This is a genomic window from Bacillus shivajii (genome assembly GCF_020519665.1).
GTDB lineage: Bacteria > Bacillota > Bacilli > Bacillales > Salisediminibacteriaceae > Bacillus_CA > Bacillus_CA shivajii.
The window spans coordinates 4012984-4039734 of record NZ_CP084703.1; the positions used below are offsets into that span (position 1 = coordinate 4012984).

General features: G+C 37.2%; 24 protein-coding genes. 4 read left to right on the forward strand and 20 right to left on the reverse strand.

From position 1 onward, the window contains the following. Window positions 1–4: 4 nt before the first annotated feature. The 6 genes from LGQ02_RS19320 to LGQ02_RS19345 all read right to left on the reverse strand — a co-directional run bounded on the left by LGQ02_RS19320 (window position 5) and on the right by LGQ02_RS19345 (window position 8123). Complete coding sequence (locus LGQ02_RS19320; RefSeq protein ID WP_226515911.1) at window positions 5–2272, reverse strand: toll/interleukin-1 receptor domain-containing protein; 2268 nt, start codon at window positions 2270–2272, stop codon at window positions 5–7. 891 nt (window positions 2273–3163) lie between these two features. Then, entirely contained in the window at window positions 3164–4297 is a 1134-nt protein-coding gene (locus LGQ02_RS19325) for a M24 family metallopeptidase (protein WP_226515912.1), read from the reverse strand. An 18-nt stretch (window positions 4298–4315) separates the two neighbouring features. Beyond that, a complete protein-coding gene (locus LGQ02_RS19330; protein WP_226515913.1) occupies window positions 4316–5590 on the reverse strand; it encodes a TRAP transporter large permease in 1275 nt (424 codons plus the stop codon). A 27-nt stretch (window positions 5591–5617) separates the two neighbouring features. Next, window positions 5618–6088, reverse strand: coding sequence for a TRAP transporter small permease (locus LGQ02_RS19335; protein ID WP_226515914.1), 471 nt, complete (start codon window positions 6086–6088; stop codon window positions 5618–5620). Between the two features lie 22 nt (window positions 6089–6110). Next, window positions 6111–7160: a TRAP transporter substrate-binding protein gene (locus tag LGQ02_RS19340; protein ID WP_226515915.1), complete on the reverse strand. Its 1050-nt coding sequence runs from the start codon at window positions 7158–7160 to the stop codon at window positions 6111–6113. A gap of 45 nt (window positions 7161–7205) precedes the next feature. Continuing rightward, entirely contained in the window at window positions 7206–8123 is a 918-nt protein-coding gene (locus tag LGQ02_RS19345; protein WP_226515916.1) for a GntR family transcriptional regulator, read from the reverse strand. 203 nt (window positions 8124–8326) lie between these two features. Here LGQ02_RS19345 and LGQ02_RS19350 point away from each other — a divergent pair, with 203 nt between their 5' ends. Beyond that, a complete protein-coding gene (locus LGQ02_RS19350; protein WP_226515917.1) occupies window positions 8327–8797 on the forward strand; it encodes a hypothetical protein in 471 nt (156 codons plus the stop codon). A gap of 169 nt (window positions 8798–8966) precedes the next feature. Here LGQ02_RS19350 and LGQ02_RS19355 read toward each other — a convergent pair whose 3' ends face one another. From LGQ02_RS19355 to LGQ02_RS19380, 6 genes are all read right to left on the reverse strand, one after another. Continuing rightward, on the reverse strand, window positions 8967–9974 hold the full coding sequence (locus LGQ02_RS19355) for a proline racemase family protein (RefSeq protein ID WP_226515918.1): 1008 nt from the start codon (window positions 9972–9974) through the stop codon (window positions 8967–8969). A 17-nt stretch (window positions 9975–9991) separates the two neighbouring features. Further along, window positions 9992–11272: a TRAP transporter large permease gene (locus LGQ02_RS19360; protein WP_226515919.1), complete on the reverse strand. Its 1281-nt coding sequence runs from the start codon at window positions 11270–11272 to the stop codon at window positions 9992–9994. Further along, a complete protein-coding gene (locus LGQ02_RS19365) occupies window positions 11272–11790 on the reverse strand; it encodes a TRAP transporter small permease (protein ID WP_226515920.1) in 519 nt (172 codons plus the stop codon). Before LGQ02_RS19365 ends, LGQ02_RS19360 begins: the two co-directional genes overlap by 1 nt. 26 nt (window positions 11791–11816) lie before the next feature. Continuing rightward, the gene (locus tag LGQ02_RS19370) at window positions 11817–12839 is read right to left on the reverse strand and encodes a DctP family TRAP transporter solute-binding subunit (RefSeq protein ID WP_226515921.1); all 1023 of its coding nucleotides are present in this window, start codon (window positions 12837–12839) and stop codon (window positions 11817–11819) included. 38 nt (window positions 12840–12877) lie between these two features. Continuing rightward, window positions 12878–13531 carry a GntR family transcriptional regulator gene (locus LGQ02_RS19375; protein ID WP_226515922.1) on the reverse strand — a complete coding sequence of 218 codons (654 nt, stop codon included), beginning with the start codon at window positions 13529–13531 and terminating at the stop codon, window positions 12878–12880. A 967-nt stretch (window positions 13532–14498) separates the two neighbouring features. Then, the gene (locus tag LGQ02_RS19380; protein ID WP_226515923.1) at window positions 14499–15101 is read right to left on the reverse strand and encodes an SHOCT domain-containing protein; all 603 of its coding nucleotides are present in this window, start codon (window positions 15099–15101) and stop codon (window positions 14499–14501) included. A 466-nt stretch (window positions 15102–15567) separates the two neighbouring features. Between LGQ02_RS19380 and LGQ02_RS19385 the strand changes: the two genes are divergently transcribed. Together LGQ02_RS19385 and LGQ02_RS19390 are read left to right on the forward strand one after the other, a co-directional pair. Continuing rightward, window positions 15568–16410 carry a PD-(D/E)XK nuclease family protein gene (locus LGQ02_RS19385; RefSeq protein ID WP_226515924.1) on the forward strand — a complete coding sequence of 281 codons (843 nt, stop codon included), beginning with the start codon at window positions 15568–15570 and terminating at the stop codon, window positions 16408–16410. Next, on the forward strand, window positions 16407–16976 hold the full coding sequence (locus LGQ02_RS19390) for a hypothetical protein (protein WP_226515925.1): 570 nt from the start codon (window positions 16407–16409) through the stop codon (window positions 16974–16976). Before LGQ02_RS19385 ends, LGQ02_RS19390 begins: the two co-directional genes overlap by 4 nt. 239 nt (window positions 16977–17215) lie before the next feature. On the opposite strand, the gene LGQ02_RS19395 is transcribed toward LGQ02_RS19390, so the two are convergent. From LGQ02_RS19395 to LGQ02_RS19405, 3 genes are all read right to left on the reverse strand, one after another. Further along, a complete protein-coding gene (locus LGQ02_RS19395) occupies window positions 17216–17884 on the reverse strand; it encodes a hypothetical protein (RefSeq protein WP_226515926.1) in 669 nt (222 codons plus the stop codon). A gap of 731 nt (window positions 17885–18615) precedes the next feature. Then, window positions 18616–19002: a helix-turn-helix domain-containing protein gene (locus LGQ02_RS19400; protein ID WP_226515927.1), complete on the reverse strand. Its 387-nt coding sequence runs from the start codon at window positions 19000–19002 to the stop codon at window positions 18616–18618. Window positions 19003–19141: 139 nt separating this feature from the next. Beyond that, the gene (locus tag LGQ02_RS19405; protein WP_226515928.1) at window positions 19142–19681 is read right to left on the reverse strand and encodes a sigma-70 family RNA polymerase sigma factor; all 540 of its coding nucleotides are present in this window, start codon (window positions 19679–19681) and stop codon (window positions 19142–19144) included. A gap of 663 nt (window positions 19682–20344) precedes the next feature. On the opposite strand from LGQ02_RS19405, the gene LGQ02_RS19410 reads away from it, so the two are divergent. Beyond that, window positions 20345–21178, forward strand: coding sequence for a hypothetical protein (locus tag LGQ02_RS19410; protein ID WP_226515929.1), 834 nt, complete (start codon window positions 20345–20347; stop codon window positions 21176–21178). Between the two features lie 278 nt (window positions 21179–21456). Here the strand turns inward: LGQ02_RS19410 and LGQ02_RS19415 are convergent, their stop codons facing one another. The 5 genes from LGQ02_RS19415 to LGQ02_RS19435 all read right to left on the reverse strand — a co-directional run bounded on the left by LGQ02_RS19415 (window position 21457) and on the right by LGQ02_RS19435 (window position 26740). Continuing rightward, a complete protein-coding gene (locus LGQ02_RS19415; RefSeq protein ID WP_226515930.1) occupies window positions 21457–22614 on the reverse strand; it encodes a YkvI family membrane protein in 1158 nt (385 codons plus the stop codon). Window positions 22615–22806: 192 nt separating this feature from the next. Further along, window positions 22807–23916 (reverse strand): o-succinylbenzoate synthase, encoded by a 1110-nt coding sequence (gene menC / locus LGQ02_RS19420; protein ID WP_226518381.1) that lies wholly within the window; start codon window positions 23914–23916, stop codon window positions 22807–22809. A 33-nt stretch (window positions 23917–23949) separates the two neighbouring features. Further along, the gene (locus LGQ02_RS19425; RefSeq protein ID WP_226515931.1) at window positions 23950–24738 is read right to left on the reverse strand and encodes a GNAT family N-acetyltransferase; all 789 of its coding nucleotides are present in this window, start codon (window positions 24736–24738) and stop codon (window positions 23950–23952) included. A 22-nt stretch (window positions 24739–24760) separates the two neighbouring features. Beyond that, window positions 24761–25888, reverse strand: coding sequence for a M20 peptidase aminoacylase family protein (locus LGQ02_RS19430; RefSeq protein WP_226515932.1), 1128 nt, complete (start codon window positions 25886–25888; stop codon window positions 24761–24763). Between the two features lie 15 nt (window positions 25889–25903). After that, complete coding sequence (locus LGQ02_RS19435; protein ID WP_226515933.1) at window positions 25904–26740, reverse strand: MurR/RpiR family transcriptional regulator; 837 nt, start codon at window positions 26738–26740, stop codon at window positions 25904–25906. Between the last annotated feature and the right edge of the window lie 11 nt (window positions 26741–26751).

A 26751-nucleotide genomic window follows, 5' to 3' on the forward strand; every position in this document is an offset into this window, starting at 1 on the left:
CTCCTTAATCAATTAACTGCAGAGTAAGGTACTGCGGAATATCACTCTCTTCGTGATGCTGTTCAATATACATTCTTAGCCGGTCCTTACTATCTACAGATCCACGTTGAAAAATTAAACGTATGAGCAATAACAGTTTATCTTCATATGCTCGATTTCCATTTGCATATCTCATCCATTTATCAAGTAACAAATGGTTGGTAGGGTATTCATATAACGCATTTAAAAACGGAGACCAAAACTCTTTGATGAATTCATCAGACGTATGGAAAAAAAGCTTTTCATCTGACATAAAAACACCTTGCGCAAATCGTAAAAGAACAGATAATTTCTCTTGCTCTGCCTCTGCAAAAGTTTGTTGCCAAATACTAAAGTATAGACGCTCATATTTTTCACCTAAATGAACGATATGACTTATTTTTGAGATCGAGATTTTAGCTTGATGGAACAGAGACTTTGTATCTGACTGAACAACTGATAGGGCTAGTTTTAAACTCTCTGGAAAGTAATGATATCCTAACTTCCCTCCAATTAAAAACAGAGCAGTCCATTGTAAATTCCTCTGACCAGAACCCATCCATGACTTACATAAATTCCAGATTGTTTGTTTTAACTCATCCTTCGAGTTAAGATCATCTAAAACTTGAACGACGAATAATCGTTCTTTATTTTTATTAGATTTAGCCATTGGCTGAATAACGCTTGAACGAATCGTTCGTAAGTCAGTTTTTAATAAACGCGCAAGAATTGTCGCAAATGAATCAACTTTCTTAGTCTCAGTAATATTTTGTTTCATCCAAGAAAGGAGTGGTGTTTGATAAGACGAGAATTGTGTCCACACATATTCCCATGCATAAAGTCCATCATCTGGAAATGAAAAATAGACACACCCTTGAATTTCTTCACTGCCTAGATCTGTTTGTACAATTTTCGTAGATGAGTAGGCATGAAAAGAAGACAAATATTGATCCCTTGGTGTATTAGGAATATCTGTAAGTCCCTGACCGAAATGATGAAGGAAATAGTGATGCAGTTCCTCTGCCTTTTTAACGACATATGGAAAAGGTTCACCTTGAAATACAGCTATACATAAATAAAATGCTTTATCGTATAAAGACGTTTGATTATCAAACCAACCTTTCACCCGCAGCTCTATATTGACATCAAGAGAGTTGACAAAATGGTCAAAGTTAATTTCATTCAATAATAATGCTTTAATTTTAATAAGCAATTCATTGACTTCTCTCGGATACATAATATTTGGTAATACCTGATTAGCCTCGTTTGTTTGTAGCCATTTGGCTAAACTTGTTCGTAAGTCTTCACCAAATGCATTCCACTTCGCATGATTTTGAATAAGCTTCTTCGTATTTGTCGGTCCCTTCACTTTGGCACTAATCATTTTCCAACTGGATATAGATGTTTCTTCTTTTGAAATGATTACAAGATGGGCATTTTTATCTTTTAGTTTTTGTAAGAATTCTTGAAAGTGATCATGTGAGAATTGGCTTATAATTTGGCTGTTATCCATTTCTAAAATCAAACCAATATTCGGTTTAACCGGAAGATTAATAACCTCTCGAAAATGAATATCCTGAGAGTACTCATACACTTCTTCTTTTCCCATTTCCTCCAATAGTGCCATGGCAGTTGTGTATTTACCTGTATGATGTGGATGATGCAGGAATACAAATTGGTGTAAGCGTAGTTTTTCTAGCACATCATCTTGTGGAATTGAGGGGACATACACAGAACTTACTTTATTAAGAATATCATTATTAATTCGATATAATTTCACTTCGTCTTCGTTTGGAAGTACAACAGGCTCGTTAACTACTCGTTGTTTAGAAAGAAAGTGGTTATTTCGTTCACCTTGATAATTTTCCTCAAGAGCATCACATAAAACTTCCAAACCTTCTTCTTCCATATCAAGCCATTGTGAATCACGCAACAAAAACCTTACATTTTGCGGCAATGTTACACTATCCATTAAAACAGGAATAATTAATTTATTATAAGACTGTGCTGCTATAATTTCTTTGGGAACATATGTGGAATATTTCGAGTTACTTGTAATGATCACAACCATCGCACTTACTATGTTCTCAATATCTTCCTCAATTCTTATGTAATATTGGTCACCCTTCGGTATATTTCGAGGGGCATACCAACAAGGGATATTCCTTTCCTCCAAATAGTTTGCAATTTGTTTTATAACATTAATATCTGCTGACGCATGACTTAGGAAGATAGGTTGCCTTTGTTCACTCATCCTCTCCACCTCATTTTTAGAATCATCTGCATTCATGGGTGATACTCACCTATATAATATTGTTTTTTCCTTTCTTCAAAGTTTAAATTCGAATAGAAAATCCACCCTTTCTCAACATTATAGCCGTAAAAAATACAAATTTAGAATTATGACAATAGATCTAATTTTCCTATTAATCATTATAACTAATTGACTATGAAAATGGGAGGATATTGCCAAGATTTTCTTGAAGATGCTCTAAAAATACATAATAATACAAGTAAGAATGATAGAAAGATTCTAGTGCTTCTTTCCTTTTGCTATGAATCGTTGAACCCATTTCTGTAACGTATTATAAGGAATATCCAGCTCCTTACTGACATCTTACAATTTTACGTCAGCGATCAACTTTGTTACATAATTCCTAAACTCAGGTGCATAATGTTTTTAGGTTTTTTGCCATATTTAACACGTCCTTATTTATATTAGTTAGTATAAAATCATAACACCACTACCTGTGCCCACTTTCTATACTAGAGTCAGTATTCATACTAAAGTTGCTTTTATTCATAAGGTAGTTGCTTGTATTCACACCTAAGTTGACAGTATTCATACTAAAGTTGCTTGTATTCATACTAAAGTTGACAGTATTCATACTAAAGTTGCTCGTATGACAGAAATCCCCATTCGTATTCACCTTAAAGTCGAGCTAATTTCTAAGAAACATACCCTTTCCAACGCTCTCGATATCTTCACTCTATCAAATGGTTATTTGCAACTAAAAAACCGCTAACCCCCCACTTTAAAGCGGTATGTTAGCGGCAAATGATATTTATTTCATACGTTAATGCATTACACTTTAGCTGAGTGGGGGTCAGTCCCCACTTAAGTCCCCCACTTAGGCCCTTTTTGTTACTTTATAATAATCGGATGCTCGTTTAGTGACGACCCAGTTAAGATATCAGGACCATTTTCAGTGATTAGTACGAGATCTTCAATATGATAGCCACCTTTTGATTCATCATCAATACAGATCGGTTCAATGTTTAAAATGACATTTTCTTGAATAATGTCATCATTTAACGGACTAATAATAGGTTCTTCGTGGAGACCTAAGCCTAAGCTATGCCCAATATGCGGCATAAAGAATGGGAGCCCTTTTTCAGCAAACAAATCCTTACACTTGTTATATAAATCCGAATAGCGAATGCCTGGCTTTGCACTTTGAATGACTTCACGATGGATTTCGGCTAACGTACTGAGGACAAATTCTTGTCTAGCTGTCGGTTCACCGACCAAAACAGTTCGAGCAACGTCAGAAAAATACCCTTTGAACTTTCCGCCAAAGTCTACCTTTAATACATCTCCTGATTGGAGAGGGATATCTTCAGCGAGAGGATGAATAATTTGACTTCGCTCTCCTGTTCCGATCACGATAAATTCATGTTTGTCTGCACCTTGATCAATTAGTTTCTTGATCATTAAGGATGATATTTGTTGTTCTGTCATCCCAGGGGAAGCTTCTTGAAATACTTCCTCCATCACGTTCGTTGTAACTGTTGCTGCGTGGCGAAGCTTTTCAACTTCTTCAGGGTTTTTGATCGCTCGTAAATCAAATAAAATAGGTTCAGCTGCAACAATATCTAATGAAGGTAAAGAGCTAGTAAGCTCTTGAGAATAGCGATGCGTTAAATAATCGACTTCCACTGCTATTTTTGCTGTCCCTAATCCTTTCTCTTTTAAATACTCTACGAGAAGGTCGATTGGGCTCTCTTTAAATTCTACATAAGTACGGAGATCGGAAATCCACGATTCCTCTCTTGCTAAGCTTTCTTCAATTCCACATACAATCAAGGTAGCATCGCCAGACTTTGTGATCACTGTTAAAGCTAACCGCTCTCGCAATAATTGTTGCGTAATAATATTCGTGCCTGAAGTATACAGAACATTTTCCGGCGAAACTGAGACCACTGCCTCAACACCTTCTTTTTCCATCAAGTGATTTAATCTCTTCACGTTTAAATTCCCTAAAGTTTGAATACCCATACATCTCCTCCTAAAAAATTAAAATAGTATACTAGGCAGCCAAGTCGTTAGTTGAGGTATATAAGCAACTAGCAACAGGACCACGATCATCACAAGAACAAAACTCCAAATTTCAGTAATTTTAGATACACGCACTTTCGCAATCGCTGCAGCAATATATAATTGAATACCTACAGGTGGAGTTACTGTACCAATTAACATCGCAACTACGACGACAATCCCGAAATGAATCGGATCCCAACCAAAATGCATGACTAAAGGGGTCAGTACGGGAATGAAGATAATCATTGCTGCTAACGCTTCAATAAATAAGCCGACAATGAGTAATAACAAAATCACAATAAAGAGAATGACATACGGATTATCACTAATCGAACTAATCCCGTTTACTAGAGTCGAAGAAAACTGTTGTGTTGCTAGAATCCAACCAAAGATCGAAGCCATTGCTAAAATTAAAATAGGAACAGAAGTCATAACGGTTGCATCAAGCAGGATTTTTCGTATATCTTTCAGTCTAATTTCTTTATAGATAAACATTCCTACTATAAATGCATAAGCACAGGCAATGACTCCCGCTTCAGTAGCTGTAAAGATACCACCTAGTATTCCTCCTAATATGACGATTGGAGCTAATAATGCCCAAAAGGCTTCCTTAAATTTCATGATTACCATTGAAAAAGGGACTTTTTGTTCACTCTTGTAACCTCTTTTTTTCGCGTAGGAATGAACAATCATCATTTGAGCAAAGCCAAGCATAATTCCAGGAATAATCCCTGCTGCAAATAACACGCCTATGGACAGTTCAGTCATCGATCCGTAAATAACGATGACAATACTAGGAGGAATAATTGGACCGATCGTTGCTGAAGCAGCTGTCACAGATGCACTAAAGGACGAACTATATCCATCCCTTTTCATGGCCGGTATCATCGTCGAACCGATGGCAGACGCATCGGCTGACGCAGAACCGGAAATCCCTGAAAATAACATACTCGTAACAACATTTGTTTGGGCTAAACCTCCTGCAAGATGGCCAACTAATGTTCTAGCGAAGTTTACGAGCCTTTCCGTGATACCTCCCACATTCATTAAATAACCCGCAAGGATAAAAAACGGCACTGCCATCAATGGAAAAGAATTTACAGAAGCAAATAATCTCTGCGGGATGATCGACAATGGTACTTCAAGAGTCGTTACGATCGAAGAAATGCTGGCAATTCCCATCGCAAACGCTACAGGCATCCCTAGTATCAAAAGAAATAGAAACAGTACAAATAGTATGATTAGAGTCATGCTCAGAGACCACCTTTAATTATTCAATCACTCGTCTTCACCTCTAATGACTTCAGGAATCACTCTCATAAAATTGATCCCCATCATAAGGAAACCAAGCATAATTGGTAAATACCTTACAGATTGAGGGAAGGGAAGCGTATTTAATGTCATGTGCCAATGACTAATCACCATGTTCATCCCTAAATAAGCAATTAATAGAGAGAAAATTGCCGCGATGACATAGAGTACGAGCTTTAATTTTCTTCTAAACATCTGCGGCAAGTATTGGATAAAATAGTCGACGGCAATATTGCCATGTCTCTTTATGACAATTGGCGCTCCTATAAACACAATCCAGACAAACATTAATCTCGCAAACTCTTCTGCCCACATCATCGGAGAACTTAATACATATCTCGAGAAAACTTGCACTAACATAATGATAATAGCTAGAGCGTATACGGTTACGGCCGTACTTTCATACAACCAATCCACCTTACGAAGTGTTTTTTTCATATGAACCACCTTAATGGTTGTTTTATCTTAACTCGTTAATCAGATCGATAATTTCTTCAGCATCTGGGGCGCGTTCGATAAACTCGTCATACATCGGTTCCACGCTTTCTCGCCAATGATCAATATCATGATTTTCGATGACGGTCATCCCCTTCTCTTCTTCTAAAACAATAATCGCTTCTTCATCTGCTGGTTTTGTAACATTTTCATTTAGATAGTCCACAGCTTCTTCTACAGCGTCAGTTAACAGTGCTTGTTGTTGCTCTGATAAACCTGAAAACAACGGATCATTGATCACAACACTGATTGTGCCAAACATATGATTAGATAAGAATAAATAGTTTGTTACCTCATGGAAATTCATATCGATGATCCCTGAAGCAGGTGACTCCATCCCATCAACAACTCCCGTTTGCAAGGCTGTATATGCTTCTCCCCATGTAACAGGTGTTGGATTTGCACCTAATAACTCAAACATTCGCGTCCATACCCATGATTCAGGAGAACGCATCCCTAACCCATTAATATCATCTAAAGATTCAATAGGAGTTTCATTTGTGATCATATGGCGAAAACCTAAGTGCATATAGCCCATCACACGGATATCACTATTGTCCAAAAGATTTTCTCGTAGTGCTTTACCAGGTTCGCCATTTAACGATTCATCAGCATGATCCCAATCCTCAAAGATGAATGGCAGCGTTTCAACACCAAACACTCCAGAGTACTGATCCATTAAACCAGGTGAGACGATCGACATCTCCATCGTTCCCATATTTACCCCTTCAATCGCTTCCATCTCTTCGCCAAGCTGTCCCCCAGGAAAAACATCAACAGTGATCGCTCCATCACTCTTTTCAGTAGCTAATTCAGATATTTTTTCAGCAAGCTGGTCTACTTGCCCACCTACAGCATGATGGTGGCCCAATTGAATCGTAACTTCTTCTACCCCTCCATCGGAATCGCCCGCACCTTCTTCTTGAGAAGGTGTCTCATCATCACTTCCACATCCACTTAACACCAATGCTAGAGAACCCGTTAATGCAAACAGCGTTTTTTTAAAGCGAAACATCGTTTTTCCCCCTTTAAAGTTTTTAAATAAAGAGAAGACGTAACTTCATTTTTTCTGAATTTTATTCAGTTTTTCTTTGATAAACCGAATCGATTGATTCTCTATTTGAAAATGAACTGGGATGATTTTATGATTGGCAAAGGTATTTTCGTCGTAATGTGTATAGATCTCTGGATTAATAATCACGATATTACATTCCTTCAAGATTTCATTGACTTTTTCGGGCTGGTCGACCGTAGCACTTTGGCGAAAATCTCTTTGATATACAGATAACACCCCCTTAATAATTCTCATTGTTCTTTCATTCGTCGCGATAATCCCAACACTGTCAACTTTGTTAATATTGGATATTTCAGATACGGATTGAATCGATGGAATATGGTGTACTGCGGTGATTTCTCTCGTTTTTAATAATGTTTTTGCTTCATGAAGGTGGAAAAACGTCGTCAATATTAATGGATAAGAGAGGATTTCTCTGTGCTTTATAGGAAGTTCATCTAGCATAAATGGTTTTACAGGAACACCTATTTGCCTTTCTAGATCTTGAGCAATTTCTGTCGCTTCATATTTGTTACACTCTATAAATGCTACCTTGATCGGGCTTACCTCGTAATTGTCTGTAATATAAAGTTTGATCTTTTTCAGCAGTTCTTCTTTAGGTAATTGTGCCAATTTGGCTTGCCAGAGCAAGGGTTCAATAGCTTCTGATATGCTGCCCTCCCATGACGTTTCATCGATTCTTACATCACTGGAAACATAGAAACCTTTCCCCTTTCGAGAATAGATATAGCCTTTCTCTTGTAAGTCTTTATAAGCCAAAAATACAGTCGATTTATTAATATTTAGTTGTTGTGCAATTTCCCTTACACTCGGCAACGGAGAACCCGGACCAAACCTCCCAGATAAAATGTAATGAAAAATAGAATTTGATAAATCATGTACTATTTGGTTTTTCCTCATCATTTTTAACCCCTTGTGTTCCATACTCACAAACAAACTGTTTACTGTTTAGAATCAATATACAGTCAACTTTCATAAAATATGACTCTTAATAGTAAAAAAGCTATTAAATTTAAAAATGGTAATTTATGTATTATAAAAAGTGATGTTATATCTTCTAGTACCTCTTCCTATCATAGATCGTCAGAAAGTAAAAAGGAGCAACAATGAAAAATCAAGCAGGGCCTTATATCGCTTGGGCTTGGGAAGAGAAAGGAACAAATTTCTCTGAGGAAAATGAAGAAGAGGAAACAAAAATGTTGGGTGTAACGGCATTAAGTAATCATTTTGGGGTTTCTAGATTTAGAATGAATCCTATTTTATCTGAACAGGGACTCATACAAAAGAGTGATAATGGCTGGGTGATTACTAGACTAGGAGAGAGTCTCGGAGGAAAACAATTTGAAAATAAAGTCTCTGGTGCTCCATATGTTTGCTGGGGAGAAAGGATTTTATCCAATAAACGTTTGTTTGAAACGATAAAAGAATTACAAGGCAGTAGTTCCGAAGTGGAAAAGAAACAAACCTCTCAATCGAAACAAGGCTTTCGTGAAAAGTATGTAGCAAAATACCGCGCGGCAGATGGCCATTTCGATGTCTTTTCTTCTCACAACCGGATCCTGAATCATAATCACTAATGGTTAGTTTCTCACAACAAATAGCTTAGAACATGTGTCCTAAGCTATTGGTTTTATTTTGTTGTTAAACTAATCGCTTTACGGTACCATAATCAGGAGATACCTAATTATCTATTAGAAAAAATAGATTAACTTTTCCCAGTTAGTATATAAAGTTCATATATTTGAATCAATCGACTTTAAATCCATGTTTAAACGGATCATTTGGATCAATCAAGATATTTTGGAATCCTGATACAAACGCAGTACCCGTAATTTCAGTCACTACCGCATCCATATCCCCTAACCTTTCCCTCCTGACAGCCTTTCCAGTAAAGGTACCTCCTACGAAACCTTCACAAACAACCTCTTCTCCAAAATCCATCTCTCCTCTTCCTACCATTCTAGCTACCATAGCGGTAGTACCAGTACCTCCTGGAGAACGATCAGCTTGTCGATCACTAAAAATGTGTACGTTTTTATAAGTAGCTTCTGGAATTGTTGGTTTACTATAAAATGTTACAATATCAATTTTATCAATATATGGTTTTGTAGGATGTTTAACACTAACTTTTTGGTTAACTTTCTCTTTGATACGTGCAGCTAGTTCTTTTAATCGAGTACCATTTGAGACGTGGATCTCTTCTCCGATTTCGTCTGCATTTACCCACGCAAAGTAATTTCCACCAAAACTAATATCAGTCTTAATTTCACCGATACCTTCCAAATCAATGACTACATCTCTGTGCTCCAAAAAACCAGGTACATTTTCAAAAGTTACAGCTGTTACCCGATTGTTCTCAATTTTTACTGTTGGATATACTATTCCCGCTGGGGTTTCCAACACAAGCTTTGTTTCTGGTTCAGTTGCCTCTACCATTCCCATCTCTACTATTGCAGTTGAAACTCCAATAGTAGCATGCCCACACATATTTAGAAAATTAGTGTTATCCATGAAGATCACACCAAAATCAATTCCTTCCTTCGTTGGAGGGAGAAGTACAGCACCGAACATATCACGATGCCCTCTTGGTTCCTGTATTACGGATCGTCTTAACCAATCATAGTTTTCTGCCATATAGTCTCTTTGTTCTGCCACTGTCTCACCTTTAACCTTTAGTAGCCCTCCATTAATAATTCTAGTAGGTTCTCCAAATGTGTGCGTTTCAATTGTTTGTACCATATTGGAAAAAATCATAATATCATCTCCTTAAGTTATTGTACTAATAATCTTGGAAAGTAAAGCATGACGTCTGGATAGAAAATCATACCAATAAGAGCAACGATTAATACAGAAATGTACCAAATATTGTATTTACTAGCTTTTAACATATTTACTTTAGCGATGGCAGTTGTAATATATAACCCACTAGCAACTGGAGGTGTTTGTTGGCCAATTCCCCACACGATAATTACTACCATTGCAAATTGTAAAGGATCAATTGCAGTGGCTTGAACTAAAGGTAGAAATAACGGAACCAATACTACCACCATAACAGTACCATCAAAGATTAATCCTCCTATAAATAAAATAAGGCTGGCCATAAGCATTATCATAATTGGATTATCAGAAAAAGCCATAAATGGTCCCATCATCTGTTGGCCGATTCCCAAGGAAGAAAATGAGAAACCTAATATCGTAGCGGTTGCTACTATAAACATAACAAGCGCTGTATTACGAACACTATCCTCTAGTGCATTCATTAACTTTTTGAAGGTTAGTTCTTTATATATGAACCCTGCAACTAAGCCACATAATACCGCTAATGCCGCTGATTCGGTCGGTGTAACAACCCCCGTCATGATTCCACCTAGAATAATAGCTGGGACTAGTAAAGCTGGTATGGCATCTAAAAAGGTCTTATAAAAATTTCTTAAGCTGAAAGGTTGTTCTTCAACTACATAATCCTGTTTTAAAGAAACGAAATATGCAACTATCAGATATCCAAAAGCAATCATTAATCCGATTGGAATTCCAGTCAAAAAGAGATTGGCTACGGAAATTCCAGAAATAGATCCATAAAGTATCATTGGAACACTTGGCGGAATAAGGATTCCTAATGAAGACCCTGCCGAAGTTGTAGCTGCTGAAAAGCCTGGGGCATAACCTTTTTTATTCATTATAGGTATCATAATTTGCCCCACTGCAGCACTTGCTGCTGCAGCAGTACCTGTTATAGCTCCAAAAAATACCGAGGCTATCACATTAACAAAAGCGAGTCCACCTCTAACCATTCCAACAATTGATAATGCGAAATTAATTAACCGTTTGGACATTCCACTGTAATTCATCAATGATCCAGCTAAAATAAATAAAGGTATCGCCAGTAAAGGGAAGCTATTAGTTCCTTGGTAGAGTTGTTGAACGATTAAGCTCATTGGTAAATCAGTTAGTAAAAGTAAGAAGGCAACGGCGGTAACCCCAAGGGCAAAAGCGATCGGAACACCCAATGCAAGCATCAACAAAATAATCAATAACATTAATGCTGGGGTCATTACTCTCCCTCCTTACTTGGTTCATCACTTATTTTTCTATTTCTTATTTTTAATGTGAGCTCATAGATTTCCTTTATTAGTTGAATGAGAACTTCAATAAACATAAGTATAAAAGCGAGCCATATCATACCATAGGGAACCCACATTGGTAGTCCTGTTATAGGGAGGGTTGTTTTCCCTGCAGTCTGGATAAATGGATACGCCCATACATTTGTAATAGCCAGGAATGTTAACACAATTCCCTTTGAAACAATAAGAAGAAAGGGTTTAAGTATTGGAGAAAGCTTATCTTCTAAAAATGACATTTTTAAATGTTTATCTTCGAATGTACATTGGTACGCTCCTAAAAAAGTTATCCATATCATTGTCAAAAGTGCCATCTCTTCAGGCCATGGCAAAGGGCTACCAAGAGCCCTTCGAAATATAACCTGAATTAGAAGAATAACAAACATACTGAACAGAACAGTATTGTTTACATATTTAATTACTAGAAATACAGAGCGGTGAATAGTTTTCATCTAGTATCACCCTTATAATTGGTTGTTTACTGCTGAGTTTCGAGAATGTCATCAATAATCTCCTGGGCCTCTTCACCTAACTCCTCTGTTACATTTGTCCAAACAGATTGAGTCAATTCTTGGAAAGGCACAATATCTTCAATTACGTGTACATCCATTCCCCTTTCTTGAAAATCAGCGATCAAACTTTCATCTTGTTCTGCATTCAATTCCCTATTAGTATCTCTCCCTGCTTCTGCAGCCTCAACTAAAATACTTTGCTGTTCCTCAGTTAAACTGTCCCACTTGTCATAATTAATGAATAAAGAAGCTGGAGAATACACATGGTTAGTTATAGTTAAATATTCTTGAACATCATAAAATGATGAACTTTCCACAACCGATAATGGATTTTCTTGTCCGTCTATAGCTCCTTGTTGTAATGCTGTGAAAACTTCTGAAAATGACATTGGTAACGGATTAGCCCCTAATGCTTCAAATGTTTCTATCCTAACAGTACTTTCAGGTACTCGTACACTTAGGCCATCAAAGTCTTCTGGTGAAGTAATCTGCCTAGTACTATTTGTTACTTGTCTAAATCCATCTTCCCAAAAAGCTAAGTGTTTAAGATTATTATCTTCTAAATACCCACCAACTTGTTCACCAATTTCACCGTCCATAACATCCCAGGCGTTTTCTCTGTCAGTAAATATATATGGGAGAGAGAATATTTCTACATATGGATTTATTTGTGCTAACGGTGTAGATGAAATCCCAATGTCAATTGTCCCTAGTTCAGTACCTTCCTGAATCTCCGCGCCAGATCCTCCAAGGGCTCCACCACCATGAATCGCGATTGTAATTGCACCTTCAGTCTCCCTTTCGACTATTTCCTTGAACTCTTCAGCACCTATTCCCCAAGGGTGATCTGTAGGAAGTTCATAAGCAAAACTTAAAGTAATTGGGTCAGTTTCTACATTCGTACTCCCTTCTTCAGAAGAAGTACACCCCAAAAGAAGAATGAACAAGAGAAAAAACGAAAAACTAAGAATAACGTTCTGTTTAATCATTCAAAAATAACCCCTTCCTTGAATTATTATTTAGAGATTTACATATCTTCTAAGACAACGCTTTCATAATCTAGTACACCTTCCAGGTGAATTCTAAAGAGTTCTTCTACTTTATCACTATCTCGTTTTTCTAATGCTTCAAAAATATCTTGATGTTCATAAATAGACCGCTTTACCAAGTCCGGACGGGACATAAAAGAGTAACGAAATGAAATAATATAATCATGCAAATTCTCGAGTAATTTAACAATCCTTTTTAGTTTCGAAGCTTTTAATATCGTGGAATGAAATTCATCATGCGCTTCTATTAAGCTATAAACATCACCTTGTTCAAAGTAATTTACGGACCGATCTAAAACTTCTTTTATATAATTCAATTCATCATCAGTTAAATGGTCTACAGCATCTCTTGCCACAAGCGGTTCAAGTTGAGCCCTTATCAAATTTATTTCATTAATAGATTCCTTAGTAATCCCTTTTACCTGACAGTATCTTCTGGGTTGAATTTCAATTAAATCTTCCAATTCTAATTTGTGTAATGCTTCTCTTATTGGAGTTCTACTAACACCCAGTCGCTCAGCTAATTCAGCTTCGCTAAGTTTATCACCAGGCCTCAGTTCATTTTTTAAAATCATTCCTCTAAGTTGTTTGAAAATAGTTTCACGAATGGATAATGTTTCTATTTTTTTCAAATATCAATGACCTCCTCTTTAATACATTAATAAGCAAAGAGACACATTGTATCCCAGTTATTATATTTATTAGTATATGACACATTGTATCCCAGTTCAATGGTTAATTTAGAATTTTCTAAAAATACAAAATAATATTCTCGATAATCTTAATGTTAAATTCCACTGAATAGACGGTTAAATTGCACATAATTTACAAGCTGTAAATATTTATTGTGACTGCTAAACTAAATGTAACAGTTTCCTCTTGATAAGATTTAACACTTCTTGTCCATTAAGACTCTGGTGACTCTCCAGGAGATCCAGGAAAAATACTACTTTTTCTTCTGAGACACACTAGATATAATAGATTTGTATATCTGAGAGTGTTTAAAGAGGTTTGAAAGGTGGATAAGTGGCAAGTGTTGATATCGTGTGACTAAAAACAGTTGTTGTTCTAATTAATAATCGTGTTTGATAAGAGGTATTACACTTGGCACCAACCGCACCCTATTTCATCCACTTCTATCGTGGTATGCAAGAAACATGAGATCCGTCCATGTACTTCTTATGTACAACAAAAAGCCACTAACATTCCATTCATTGAACAATTGGGAGGTTAGATGTTTTCTATGATTAAATTGATCTGGAACTTGATGACGTTGAAAAATCAGCAAAGGGTATTGGAGAAGCTATGATTCATATTGGTAGAGGGATGGATACATTTATAGGTGGCATTTTAGAGAGGAATTCTTAAAATATAATCGTACCAAAAAAGGCTCCCATATCACCCAAAAGGTAATTCCCTATTATACTTATTATCCTTTTTCCCCGCCGCGAATTTGCACAAGCTTATTCGCGGCTTTCTTTGTATCTTACATCTATACATTTCTCCCTCTATAAAAATAACGGACGAATGAACAACAACTCATCCGTCCAGATTTAAGTATATTATTAGAAGCCGCACTTTCGTTCTTTGTTTTTGGGGTCAGGCACGCTTGCTATAACCCAATAGTTCTTGTTTCTTCTTATTATATTCGTCGTCTGAAATGATCCCCTGGTCTAATAATTCTTTAAATTTTTTGATTTCATCTGCATTTGATAGCTCATTTATTGTATTACCATTATTAGAACTTAAAACTTTCTCTATTTGATCTTCTATTATATTTTTAAACTCTAAAGCTTCTTCATTTTTATTTTTTGCAAAAGCAACGGTATTTTCATCAGAAGCAGCATTTAAATAGCTTGAATATATCCCATCTGTGTTACGGTCACTGCTCCCAACTAAAAACCTGATATAGCCAGTACCTTCCCATGCACTTCCCTTTTTAAAATTAACTGCCGAAATAGACCTTAAAGGAAGCGTAATATCTGATTGACCCATTACAGACTTTGCAAGTCCACGTTTATAAATTTCAATTTTTGATTCATATAGCCTAACTGTAGCAACTTTTCCTTGAAACTCTTTAATACATGGTTTTGTCGTTCCAGTATTAGACGTACTAGCTGAAGAGTTTGATGAATTTTTACGCTTTTTTATAAAAAACCATATAGCCCCAATAATGAAAATAAACAATAAAAACTCAAACATAAAAACTTCCTCCTTTAAATTCTTTGTCCTTTACCTCAATAGCAACATTTCCTTCTGTTATTCATACGAAGTATTCTGCCTCATCCATCGTTTCATTGTTAACATCCTCTGAACATCAAATAAAAACGATCCATGAACATAAACCGAAATAAACCTATGAATTTATCGCCCCTCCCCTACATAGTCAAAACATTCTAACAGTTATAAATTGCACCATAAAATTACATATTTGTAGGTATTTATTCACTGTTATTTGTTATTATATTTTGGAACTATAGGAATTATTATCTTTTACTTTATAAAGTCCATTGACTGTATCCGAGTAAAAAATGTATTCAGTCATATGCATTTAGACCTAACAATACTAGAAGTGGGATTAGGCTCCTCTTTAAAGGAATTCTACTATTTCAAAGCGAAGCTATTAGGAAATAAGTATCAAGTAATTCTTAAGGAGCGTTAAAGAGCAATGCAAATCGATGAACAAAGAATTAAAGAAGTGATCGATTCTATTACCGAAGAGGTCAAAACCAATTTATCGTCGGAAAGTAAAGAATACATACGTTTTCTTCAACAATTAATAGAAGAAGGAATTCCTATACCAGTATTAACCGTTTGTGGTAAAGGTACTCAAGAAATAAGGTTTACGAAGTATTTTACTTATTATTTAGACGAAACACAGTTACATGGTTTAAAGGACAAATGTTTAAAATATGCATTTGATATTGAAGCGAAAGAGGCTGGGCTTTCAGAGGACTGGTATAAAGGGTGTAATGTTTATGCTGAATATAACTTAGGTACGCTCCCTGGTTACAACGTAAACAACTATGTAGATATCCTGATTCAAGGTGAAGGGTTCGTTCTCTGTATTGAACAAAAGCTTTTCAGTGGAGAAAGTAATACAAATGAGTCAAACCTAGGACAATTGAATCGTTATAGTTTGGCAATGGCGAAAAATGAAAACTTCAAGGACCTTCAGTTTATCAAAGTCTACTTAACCCCCAAGGAGTCAATCCCAACCACATCAAATGATTGGATTCCTATGTCCCATGAAACGATCATCTTGCGCCTACTGCCTCTTATGTCGGATGAAAACCTTTCACTCGCTGCTGTTGAGAATGTAAAGCGGCTCTTACTTGATTTCATACTAGGGCCGTATGGTTCAACGACTAAAGTGATCAATCAATTACATACACTGTCCAAAGAAGTAGTCAAGAACGGATTCCCTGTTAGTAAAACAAAAGCCTTTATAGATGCAATCAAAGAGAACCACCTTTTATTAGAAATTCTTAGAGGAGGCAAATATAAATGAAAGTTTTATCCAATGCAGGGCAACTATATTTAAATGAATACTATGCTCTAAAACACGCGGAGCATGAGGTAAATAAATATCTAGATAACTTAACAAATCATACATATCAATACATTGTTACTCATTGTTCAAAACTAGAGGCAAATCAATATACATGGAATTGCCACCATTCCAAACCAGGTCGAATTGAGTTGTATCCTTACTTTTCTAATAATCAAGGGATATTTGAAAGTGACAAAGTTGAATTATCCGTGCTCTATCGAGATGTTCGTGATTATGATGATATGGAAAAAACAGAAAGTGTTCGTTTGTCTATTTATTGTCGAAAGGCCTTAAAGGAAAAATTGAATAAGTTGCCCGAAACTACACTAAATAAAGCCTCGCAATTAGCAGAAAAACACGGCATTAAGATTCAAGTGAAGACGGGGAAACCATTATTCTATATGTACATTGATCTGGACCTTGGTGATGTTGAAAAATCAGCAAAGGTTATTGGAGAGGACATGATTCGTATTGGTAAAGGGTTGGATACATTTATAGATGGCATTATAGAAGATAATTCTTAAAACATGAGCATACCAAAATAAAGGTCTCATATAACCAAAAATTAATTTCCTATTATATGTCCGCTCCTTCTTCTCTGCAGCGAATTTGCGTAGCTTATTCGCGGCATTCCTTGTGTCTTACACCTTCGATCTTTCTTCCCACCTATAAAAATAACGGACGAATGAGACACCTCATCCGACCGCATTTCAATATAATATTAAAAGCCACCTTCGTTGCTTTAGGATCCGTTCCTCCGCCTCTAATCAAACTGAATATAAAATGTCTCGCGATTTATTTCAATTTCCATTTCAACATCTCTGATGTTATCTGATACTTCTTTTGGTACTTCAACATAAATATAAAATAGACGGTCTTCTAAAGGATCAATTCTATCGTTGTGGAAGTTTGAATCACTGGTTGTTGGTGAGCCAAACCGAACATTGTCATACGTAAAATCATTTTTATAAAATGCGGTTCCGCTAAAATCGTTACTAAAGTTACCTGTATCGATCGTACCTGTACTTAAGTTTTTAATCTCACCTGTAAGTAATAGGTAAATATTATTCGAATTATTTAATTCGTAATAACTGTATACACTTGAAGTATTTGGTGGGAGGATTTCATCTACAAATTCAAATTCATCAATCGTAAACTCAGCAAATCCCTCAACTATGTACTGCTTACCAAATTGAAGTGTATCATTTGTATCTTCTTCCTCAACCTTTTCCGCAACTTCTTCCTCTTTTACCTCTTCAACATCACTCTTAATTGACGCCTCAGCCTCTTCTTCTTTACTAGCCAATTCGCTTCTTAGTTCTTCATTCTCTTCTTTTAACTCCTCGATTTGTTCTTCTAACGCTGCTGTCTCAGAGTTTGAACAACCAATTAAAACCAAACTAAAAGATAATACCATCAGTAACTTCTTCATCTAATAAATTCCTTTCGATAACAATTTAATAACATTGTCATTATAAGATAGATGAAGCCAAGAAGAAAGTGGTAGATAGTTCTAAAATACTAGTATCTAAAAACTATTTAATTAACTATATGAGAATGTTTATATCAACTTCCACTTATGTTGATCTCTTTCTTTTGACGATTTGATCAATTAATAAGTACACTCCAATCCTAGCCATTACAAGCCCCCTCGCTCACCTTAACAAACAACGAATCCATCACGATCAACTATTCCTATTACAAGGTTGAAAAACAAATACACCGAACATCATATTGTCTCATCCGCTCCTCGCATCAAACAATGGCCATGACACCGTAAAAATTATAGTAAAACTTCAGTTAAATAAAAAAAGCCGCTAACGTCCCGTTATTGTATAGCGGAATGTTAGCGGCTTTACTTAAAGGTGGACAGAAACTAAGCCCGGCGCCCTTCTATCTCTTGTCATAGGCTTTTATATATATACGAAACATCTTACGTGTTTCTTCGCTCGAAGGGAACAATAAACCTCCCTCCTTCATTAAATACTCTTTAAATATATATATAATTTCATATCTAAAAATGAAAAATGAAGATCAATACTTATCCATTAAAGGCGTCCCCTTCAACTTTACCGCTTTTTCGTTGCAACTCCACATATTGGGAAGGTCATTTTTAATCAAAACCATTTCCCTGTTTCCGTCTTGGAAGCAGAAGAACCGTCCCTACGCTTCAAAGCCAAGCTGTTCGAGGTCGGCGTGCAGTTTTGCAAAGTTCACTCGATATAATTCCTTTGGATTTTTGTTATAACGTGGGTTCGGGCGTTGCTCGATCCAGCCTAATTCTATTAATCTATTTAAATAGTCATTCATTGTATTTGGTGAAACATTTAACATCGTCTCTTCAACTAATTCCTCAGCTGTCTTGCAGAACCACCCGTTCATTGGTGTTAAGTTAGGAGTTCTTCCTTTCTTTTTTTGTTCTTCAATCCATCGATCAAGCTCAGCAGCGTAGCCTGACCAATGTACCATTTGATCTAGGATTACTGCCAATGCAAAATCTCCCGTTAATATGAAATATTCTTCTCTAATAACTGGTTTTCTTTCAAACATTGTAAAACCTCCGCTATCATTTAAGATTTATTTTCATAAGAGTGTGCTATTGTCACGAAATCGCGTATGAGTTTTGCTGATCACATGTAGCTCCGCTATTCACGCGGGACCACTCACTATTCACGCAGCATCACTCACCTCACTTCGTGCGACGTCCCTCAATTCGACAAAATTCGGAAAGTGACTGGCACTCCGCTAGTTTTTTTAGTGCTTGCTTGCGCCAATACTTCACGCTGTTTATGCTCACACCGTACATTTCTGCGATTTCCTTTGGTTTATGTCCATGAATGAGGGCTTCTTTCGCCCATTGGCGTTCCCGCTTCTTCAGTTCTAATCGGTCGAGCCAATCTTCTAACATCATTCGTTGTTCTTCACTTTCTTGGACCGATGTCGCTATACTCGTCATGTCTGCTGGTTCCATGGCAACATTATGGTCACCCCAGCGTTTTTTCGATGTAATCATGTGCCTGATCTTTCCATAAACATAGCTTTTCGCGTAAGCTGCAAATGGACCTTTTTCCGGGTCATGCTTCGACCACGCCTCATATAGCGCGATCCTTCCTACTTGCTCATACTCCTCATAATCTCTTTGTAAATTCCATTTCTTAATGAGCGAATAAACAAGTGGCATGAATGATTCACAAACTTCCTCAAACTCTTTTTCTTTTGAAAAATCCAAGTACATATCCCCTACTCGGAAGCGCGCTTCCACTTATTCCGCGGTAATGCAAATGTACCGTACGATAGAAAAAGAGACGAATCGTTATTTTCAAAAAATTGGTGTAGGCGGAGTGGTGAAAAATGACGTTTCATATAACAAAACTTTATGTACGAGGTCATTTTCTGAAGTAAAAATTGAGGAATCATTAAAATTGAAGCACCGGGACGGTTCCCGTGCTTCCCGCCCCCTTTATTCCCAACACTAAGCAAAAACATGGAAGCAGTAGAACCGTCCCCACGCTTCAAAGTAATAGTTTAATAGATCAATCATATGGAGATACTTATACTAATAACTAAAAAGGAGCGTGCTTTTAAAAATGAGTTTACAAGAATACATCGCCAATATTAATCAAATGCTAGAGGACGCCAAACAAGAACTGAATAATAATGATAAAAAAATACGGGGATACTAAGACCTCCTCCAATTGTTTGAAACTCATCATAATACCTATGCTTCTTATGAAATAAAAAAACTCACCATAAAAAACTGAACAGTGAGTTCTCTAACACGACCTGTATGTTGGAAGCAGTAGAACCGTCCCCACGCTTCCAAAATTTTAAAAATCACCCTCCCCTTTTTTGGAATTTGGATGTATCTATTCTTATGAAGGGGGAGATCAATATGATGGAAAATGGTGAAGTGACACTTTTTGCGGAGTATTCAAAGTTTGAGGATGTAGCATCTTTTAATGAAGCGGTTCATCAATGGCTGGATCAATATCACGACTATTTTACAAAGGGCGAAAAATTAGCTCTTACTTTTTTGACTCGTTATAGTGTGAAAGTTGTCGGTGTTTCAAATGTGAAGATTGCAACGGTCCTTAAAGTCATTCATGAGGAATATAATGGCAATGGTATTTCACGGTCTACATTTAAGAGAATGGTATCGAAAGCGAAGAAAATTGGTATGATCAAGACATACACGCTTAAACGAACTAGCGGCGGCCAGTCAAGTAACTTATATGTGTTCCAACCATATCCGAATGATGGTGATTCACCTTCTCGAAAAAATCAATCTGGACACGCTCAGTCATATGTCCCTGAACGTCGCTTACATTCAAATGAACCACCATACCAGCAAAATTTGAACCACCTAATAAAAACTAAAGAATATAAAACTAATAAATTATTAAATAAACGTAAAGAGTCGTTGGACCACTCGTATACAAGTGACGATGTCCCTCACTCTTTTCAAAAGCTCGTTAAAAATTTCTTCGACTGTGCTGACACGATTGAAAGTTACTGGCGAATGGTACGTATTTGTGCGTATAAAAATAGCTACGAAACCGATCAAAACCTCATGATCGACAACGCTATCAAAGCCTTTAAACAAACTGTTCGTGCCATGAAAAAGAAAAACATTCGTCGTCCGATCGCCTATTTTTACGGGGTGCTACATAAAAAGTTTGAAGACGTTTATATGTTTGAATTAAATGAACTGATCAAACAGCAATAGACGTAACAAGAAACAGGTTATGGATGGTAGCAAATCTTACGTTTTCTTTTAAGCTGATAAAATTCACCATTATACATACAAGTTCTTTTGCTGATTGTATTAAAACCATACAAACAACGCCACAGCCTCACAATCGTCCCAGGGGCAGGCACCGATACCTCCGTCATGTTCTGTGGTTTCATTTAAAAAGGATATCTCACTTGTTACTGGCTGGATCTAAGTTCATCTATCTTTACCGCGGCATGCAAAAGAAGCAGCAGAACCGTCCCCTAGCTTCCCTATGCTCCCTTAACATCCTTTTTCTCTGATCGATCTTCCTCGCGCTTAAAGAAAATCTTATACACACCAATCGTCAATAATGGTAAGGCAAATACGGCAATCATTCCATATGCCATGGCTGTATATCCTGTTGCAATAAGATCAATGATTCCAACCTGAGCTAAAATCACCGCCATTACAAGTGTTCCCACTGCTATGATTCCTCTATGTGCAGCTGTTAGCGTTTTATTCGTCATCTCTTCCATTTGCGATTCCAATCGTTCAACAAACGCATGGATCATTCCAGAAGATGTTTCGATTAACGTCCAGCCAACAACAATTCCAAAAGTGACAATGACCCAAGTTGGGAAGTCATTCAACATCACGAGCCATGGAACAGATGCACCTAATACCTCTTCAGATGGATAATGTCCTAAAATACTAAAGTAAGTTAAGAACCACGGAACTGTCATGAACACACCAGCGATAATACCAGAAATAATCGCTTCTTTACGCTTTCGCTGACGTTCGATCGTAAATAGGGTTGCTGGGTATACAGCTAAGTTATAACCGACATATAAAACCCCACTCCATAATACTGTCCAAATCGAGATCGTTCCAGGCATAAAGCTAGTATCACCAGAACTGAGAACGGCAGATGCACTTTCCCATGTCGTTGAAATGACTAAAATAGCAAATACTAAATAACCAAGCATAAGTGCTAACGTACCAAATGTCTTAAAGCGTTCGATAAGTCCTTTTCCATAAAAATTCAAAATACCAACGACAACAGTAATGAGGATAACACCTACCCAGTAATTTACCCCAAGCGTACTGTTCATAATTTCACCTGTTGCTGATGCCATAATGGCGATAATCAAAATAGCAAGTCCTAAATAAATAATGTCAAATAAAAACCAAAATGGACCAATCAGTTCTTTAAACAGAGATCGATAGTTGTAGGCCTTGAACTTTCGCGCAAATTCAAATGTTAGCATCGCCATTACAGTAAAACCAATGAAGATTCCTATACCGCCTAACCACCCGAGTGCACCATACCTTGCACCGAATTCCACAATTTCACGCCCTGTCGCAAATCCTCCTCCAATTAATACAGATTGCAAAATAATCGCTGGGAGGAGGTATCTCCCAAATGCTCCTTCAAATACATTCTTCATAAAATTCTCCTTTCCGTCTTTGGGTTATATTAAAATAGAGATCGATACCACTGAAATACATTTGATAAATGGAGGGCCGTTAAAAACCGAACACTCGGTAAGCAAAGTTTAACGGACATTATGACTCTTCCAGTGGCTTCAATTTTTCTCAGAAGAGTTTTCAAAGAAGCTACTCTCTATACAATCCTTCAATTAAAGCTGAAATGTTTTCACATCAACTGTGAATTTCTCTAATGCCTCGTCATCGATGTCATAGCCGATTCCGGGCTTATCAGGGACATGAATGACACCATCTTTAACGGTCACTTCTGGCTTAATGATATCTTGTTCCCAGTACCTTGAAGATCCTGCAGTGTCACCAGGAAGAATAAATTGTGACAAAGTCGTTAAAGCAATATTGTGTGCTCGTCCAACCCCTGCTTCCAGCATCCCCCCACACCAGACAGCAATGTCATGGTCTCGACAGTAATCATGAATTCGTTTTGCCTCGGTAAGTCCGCCAACACGCCCTATTTTTATATTGATAATTTTACAGCTACCTAGTTCAATTGCCTTTCTAGCATCTGCAAGTGAATGAATGCTTTCATCTAAACAAATCGGCGTTTCCATCACAGCTTGGAGCTTTGCATGATCAACAATGTCATCGTGCTCAAGTGGCTGTTCAATCATCGTTAAATCAAGGTCATCGAGTTGTTTTAAGTGATCGATATCCTTCAATGTGTACGCTGAATTAGCATCTGCCATAATCGGCGTATCAGGAAAGTGTTTACGAACTTCGCGTAAAACATCGACATCCCAGCCAGGCTTTATTTTAATCTTGATTCGCTTGTAGCCTTCCTGAACGTAATGATCCACTGTGTTGAGAAGGTCTTTCACGGTTGGCTGGATTCCAATACTAATACCAACGTCAATTTCTGTTTTCTCTCCTCCAATTGCTTTTGCTAGAGAAATATTTTTACGTTTTGCATAAAGGTCCCAAATCGCTCCTTCCACAGCGGACTTCGCCATATTATTTCGCTTAAATGGAGCAAAAAGTTCTGATACTTGATCTGGATGTTCAATGTCATTTTCCTTTAATGCTTTTATTAAAAAATCCTCGATGACATGCTCGTTTGTTTTGACCGTTTCTTCGCTATACCACGGACTTGTAAATGCGACCGATTCGCCAAAACCACGATTCCCTTCACGGTCAATACACTCTGTGACAAAGAACTCCTTATCTTGAAAAGTTCCAAAGCTTGTCGTAAAAGGAGCTTTTAAACGCATGTTTAACTTATGTAATTTAATCTGTTTAAGTGGGATTGCCAAAGTAACTACCTCCTAATTGTTGAACGTTTATTTTTTTGAAAAATAGTAATAACTTAATTGACTGGAACGATCATGAATGAGATCTTTCGCCTCATACCCATGGGAATATAAAGCTTGAAAAACCTTTCTTGTTTCATATCGCCACTCTTTTGCGAGTTTAATATTTTCTTGTTTCATTGATTGAAAATTTGCAGGAATGGCGATAAACCATTCATTACTTTCATTAGGGAATTCGTCTGTAAAAACTTTTGTCGTTACCGGATGACCATTGTCCATATCAAGTAATAACTTTGTTTTATCAAAAACGATATTCCGCTTTGGTCTTCCATTCATTTTCCATTCGATGACAATCCGATCCGTTGGTAATCCTTGATTTAATTCATCATTCATCGAACCATAATTATTCTCCTTATAATACGAACCAACCGCGCCGAGTTTGTGTAAGTTTAAATACGCATTCAAGCTTTCAAGTGGATCAAATGTCCATGTGATTTTTGAGTATCCCATCCTTTCTGCAACCTCTGCCTGTTTCAGTTTCATGCAAACTCCTAGTCCGCCTTTACGATATTCAGGCAATATTCCAAGCATATGTGAACAAAGATAAGGTTCTTTGCCGTCAAACCCTGCGAAACTATAAAGAAAACCGATCATTTTTTCATTTGCAAAAGCCCCCAAAATCACCCCACCATTTTTTAATGCCGTATAGGTTTGATGCACGGGAATGGGATGCATGTTCCAAACGGATTTCTCCACATGTTGCATAGTTGTCAACTCTTCCATCGTAGTTAGCTGTCTCATTTCAATTTGTTCTGACATGGAATCCTCCTATGACAATGATCTACGTATATTTTTGAGCCGTCTTTACTAATACATCGGTCATAATCTCCACGGCTTGTGGAAGGACGTCATGATTAAATGTCATGTTTGGGTGATGAAGGCCAGGCTGTAAATCACAACCAATCGCAAGCATCGTTGCCTTTACATTAGGACGTTTAATCGTGTAAAAATGAAAATCATCTCCTCCAGTGGTTGTAATCACCGGCTTTCGTTTTTCCTCTCCTGCACAGTCCCAAATGGCATCACGCATCATCGAACAAGCTTCATCATGAATAACTGCAGCCGCTATATTGGCCTCCGTTGTTAAATCAATCGTGACTTCGTGAAAATCTGCAAGCATCTTGGAAACACGTTCAACTTTATCCGTTAATTCCGCCATCGCTTCATTTGTTTGAGCACGTATGTCTAATGAAAACGTTGCAGATCCTGGAATAATGTTTTTGCTTTTCCCACCCGCTTGAAATGCAGTCATTTTCACCGAGTGCGGAACCATTGGATCAATATAGAGATTATTGAAATGTTGAATCAGTTCACTGCCGATCTGAATGGCATTTTCATTTAAATGAGGGCGTGCCCCATGAGCATCATCGCCTCGGATGACTCCACTTACAAGCTTTGCAGCACCATGTTTTATTGCAGGTGCAAATTGTCCATGTTTTAATTCCTGGATCGGCCTTAAATGCATACCATATAAAAAGTCGACATCATCAATGACACCTTCATCGACAAGCGATAATGCGCCTGTCCCTTTTTCTTCAGCAGGTTGAAAAATAAAGCGAAATGTTCCATTGTCAGGATATCCGTTCTCCAACAGGGTAAATAATGACCCAATCGCAATCGTCATGTGTGCATCGTGTCCGCACGAATGGTTCCCTTGAAATTCCCCGTCAACCTCCTGCCAAAGGGCGTCAATATCTGCTCGTAACGCAACAACCGGTCTCCCTTGCCCCACTTCAACAATTAACCCTGTTGAATGATTTAATGTGGTTATTTTGCATTCATAGTCTTCGAATAAGCCCTTAATATATTTCGTTGTTTCATATTCTTCCCAGCTAATTTCCGGATTTTTATGTAAATAGGAGAAAATCTTTAATAACTTTGGTGTTAACTTTTCAATCGTTGGATTCATGTACAATCCCCTTTCTTACGTCTTATAGAAAAACTCTTGTGCTTCAATCGAATCAAAACGGTCGGCTCTTTCTTGAAACGTTCCTGAATTTCGTAATGAAATGGTAGAAACGATACTATTCATTAATGAAAAAACAACAGGGGCTGCGTCAAGGGTAGATTTTACTTGCACAGGCATTACAAGGTCGGAAAATTCAGAAATCGGCGAAAAAGGAGAATCCGTAAATGCGATGACAAAAGCTCCTTGCTGTTTCGCCAATTTCGCAATCTGAACCGTTTCAACGGCATATCGGTGAAATGAAAAAGCGACAAAAACGCTACTTTCCGTTAATTCACTGATTCTAAGTAGGACATCATCGACATTTGGTTGATAAAAACGTGTACGACCAATGACAAGATCAAGTGCAAACGCGAACCAACTGGCAAGTGCATGCGATGAACGCACCCCAGAGACTAGCACCCTATCTGCAGAAGCTATCGTAGATACAGCCATTTCTAAGTCCTTTTCTGGCAGTTGATCGATTAATTTAGAAATATGATTGATATCATTTTGCATCATTTTTTTAATCGAGTGATTCGCTTCAGAACGTTTCGCCTCGGCATAATCTAATAGACTGCTTTTTTGAAATAAATAATATTGCACGTCTTCTTGTAAAGCTTTGTAACCATCGTAACCAAGCTTATAACAAAATCGAATGACGGTTGTTTCACTAACACCAATTTGCCCACCAACTTGTGCAGCTGAATGAACAGCAAAGATTTTTGGATCGTTAAAAAAGTGGGTCGCAATCTTTTTCAATCCTTTTGAAAAAGTCGGTTGCTGCTCTTTAATCGTGTTAAAGATACGTTCCATAAAGGCCTCCA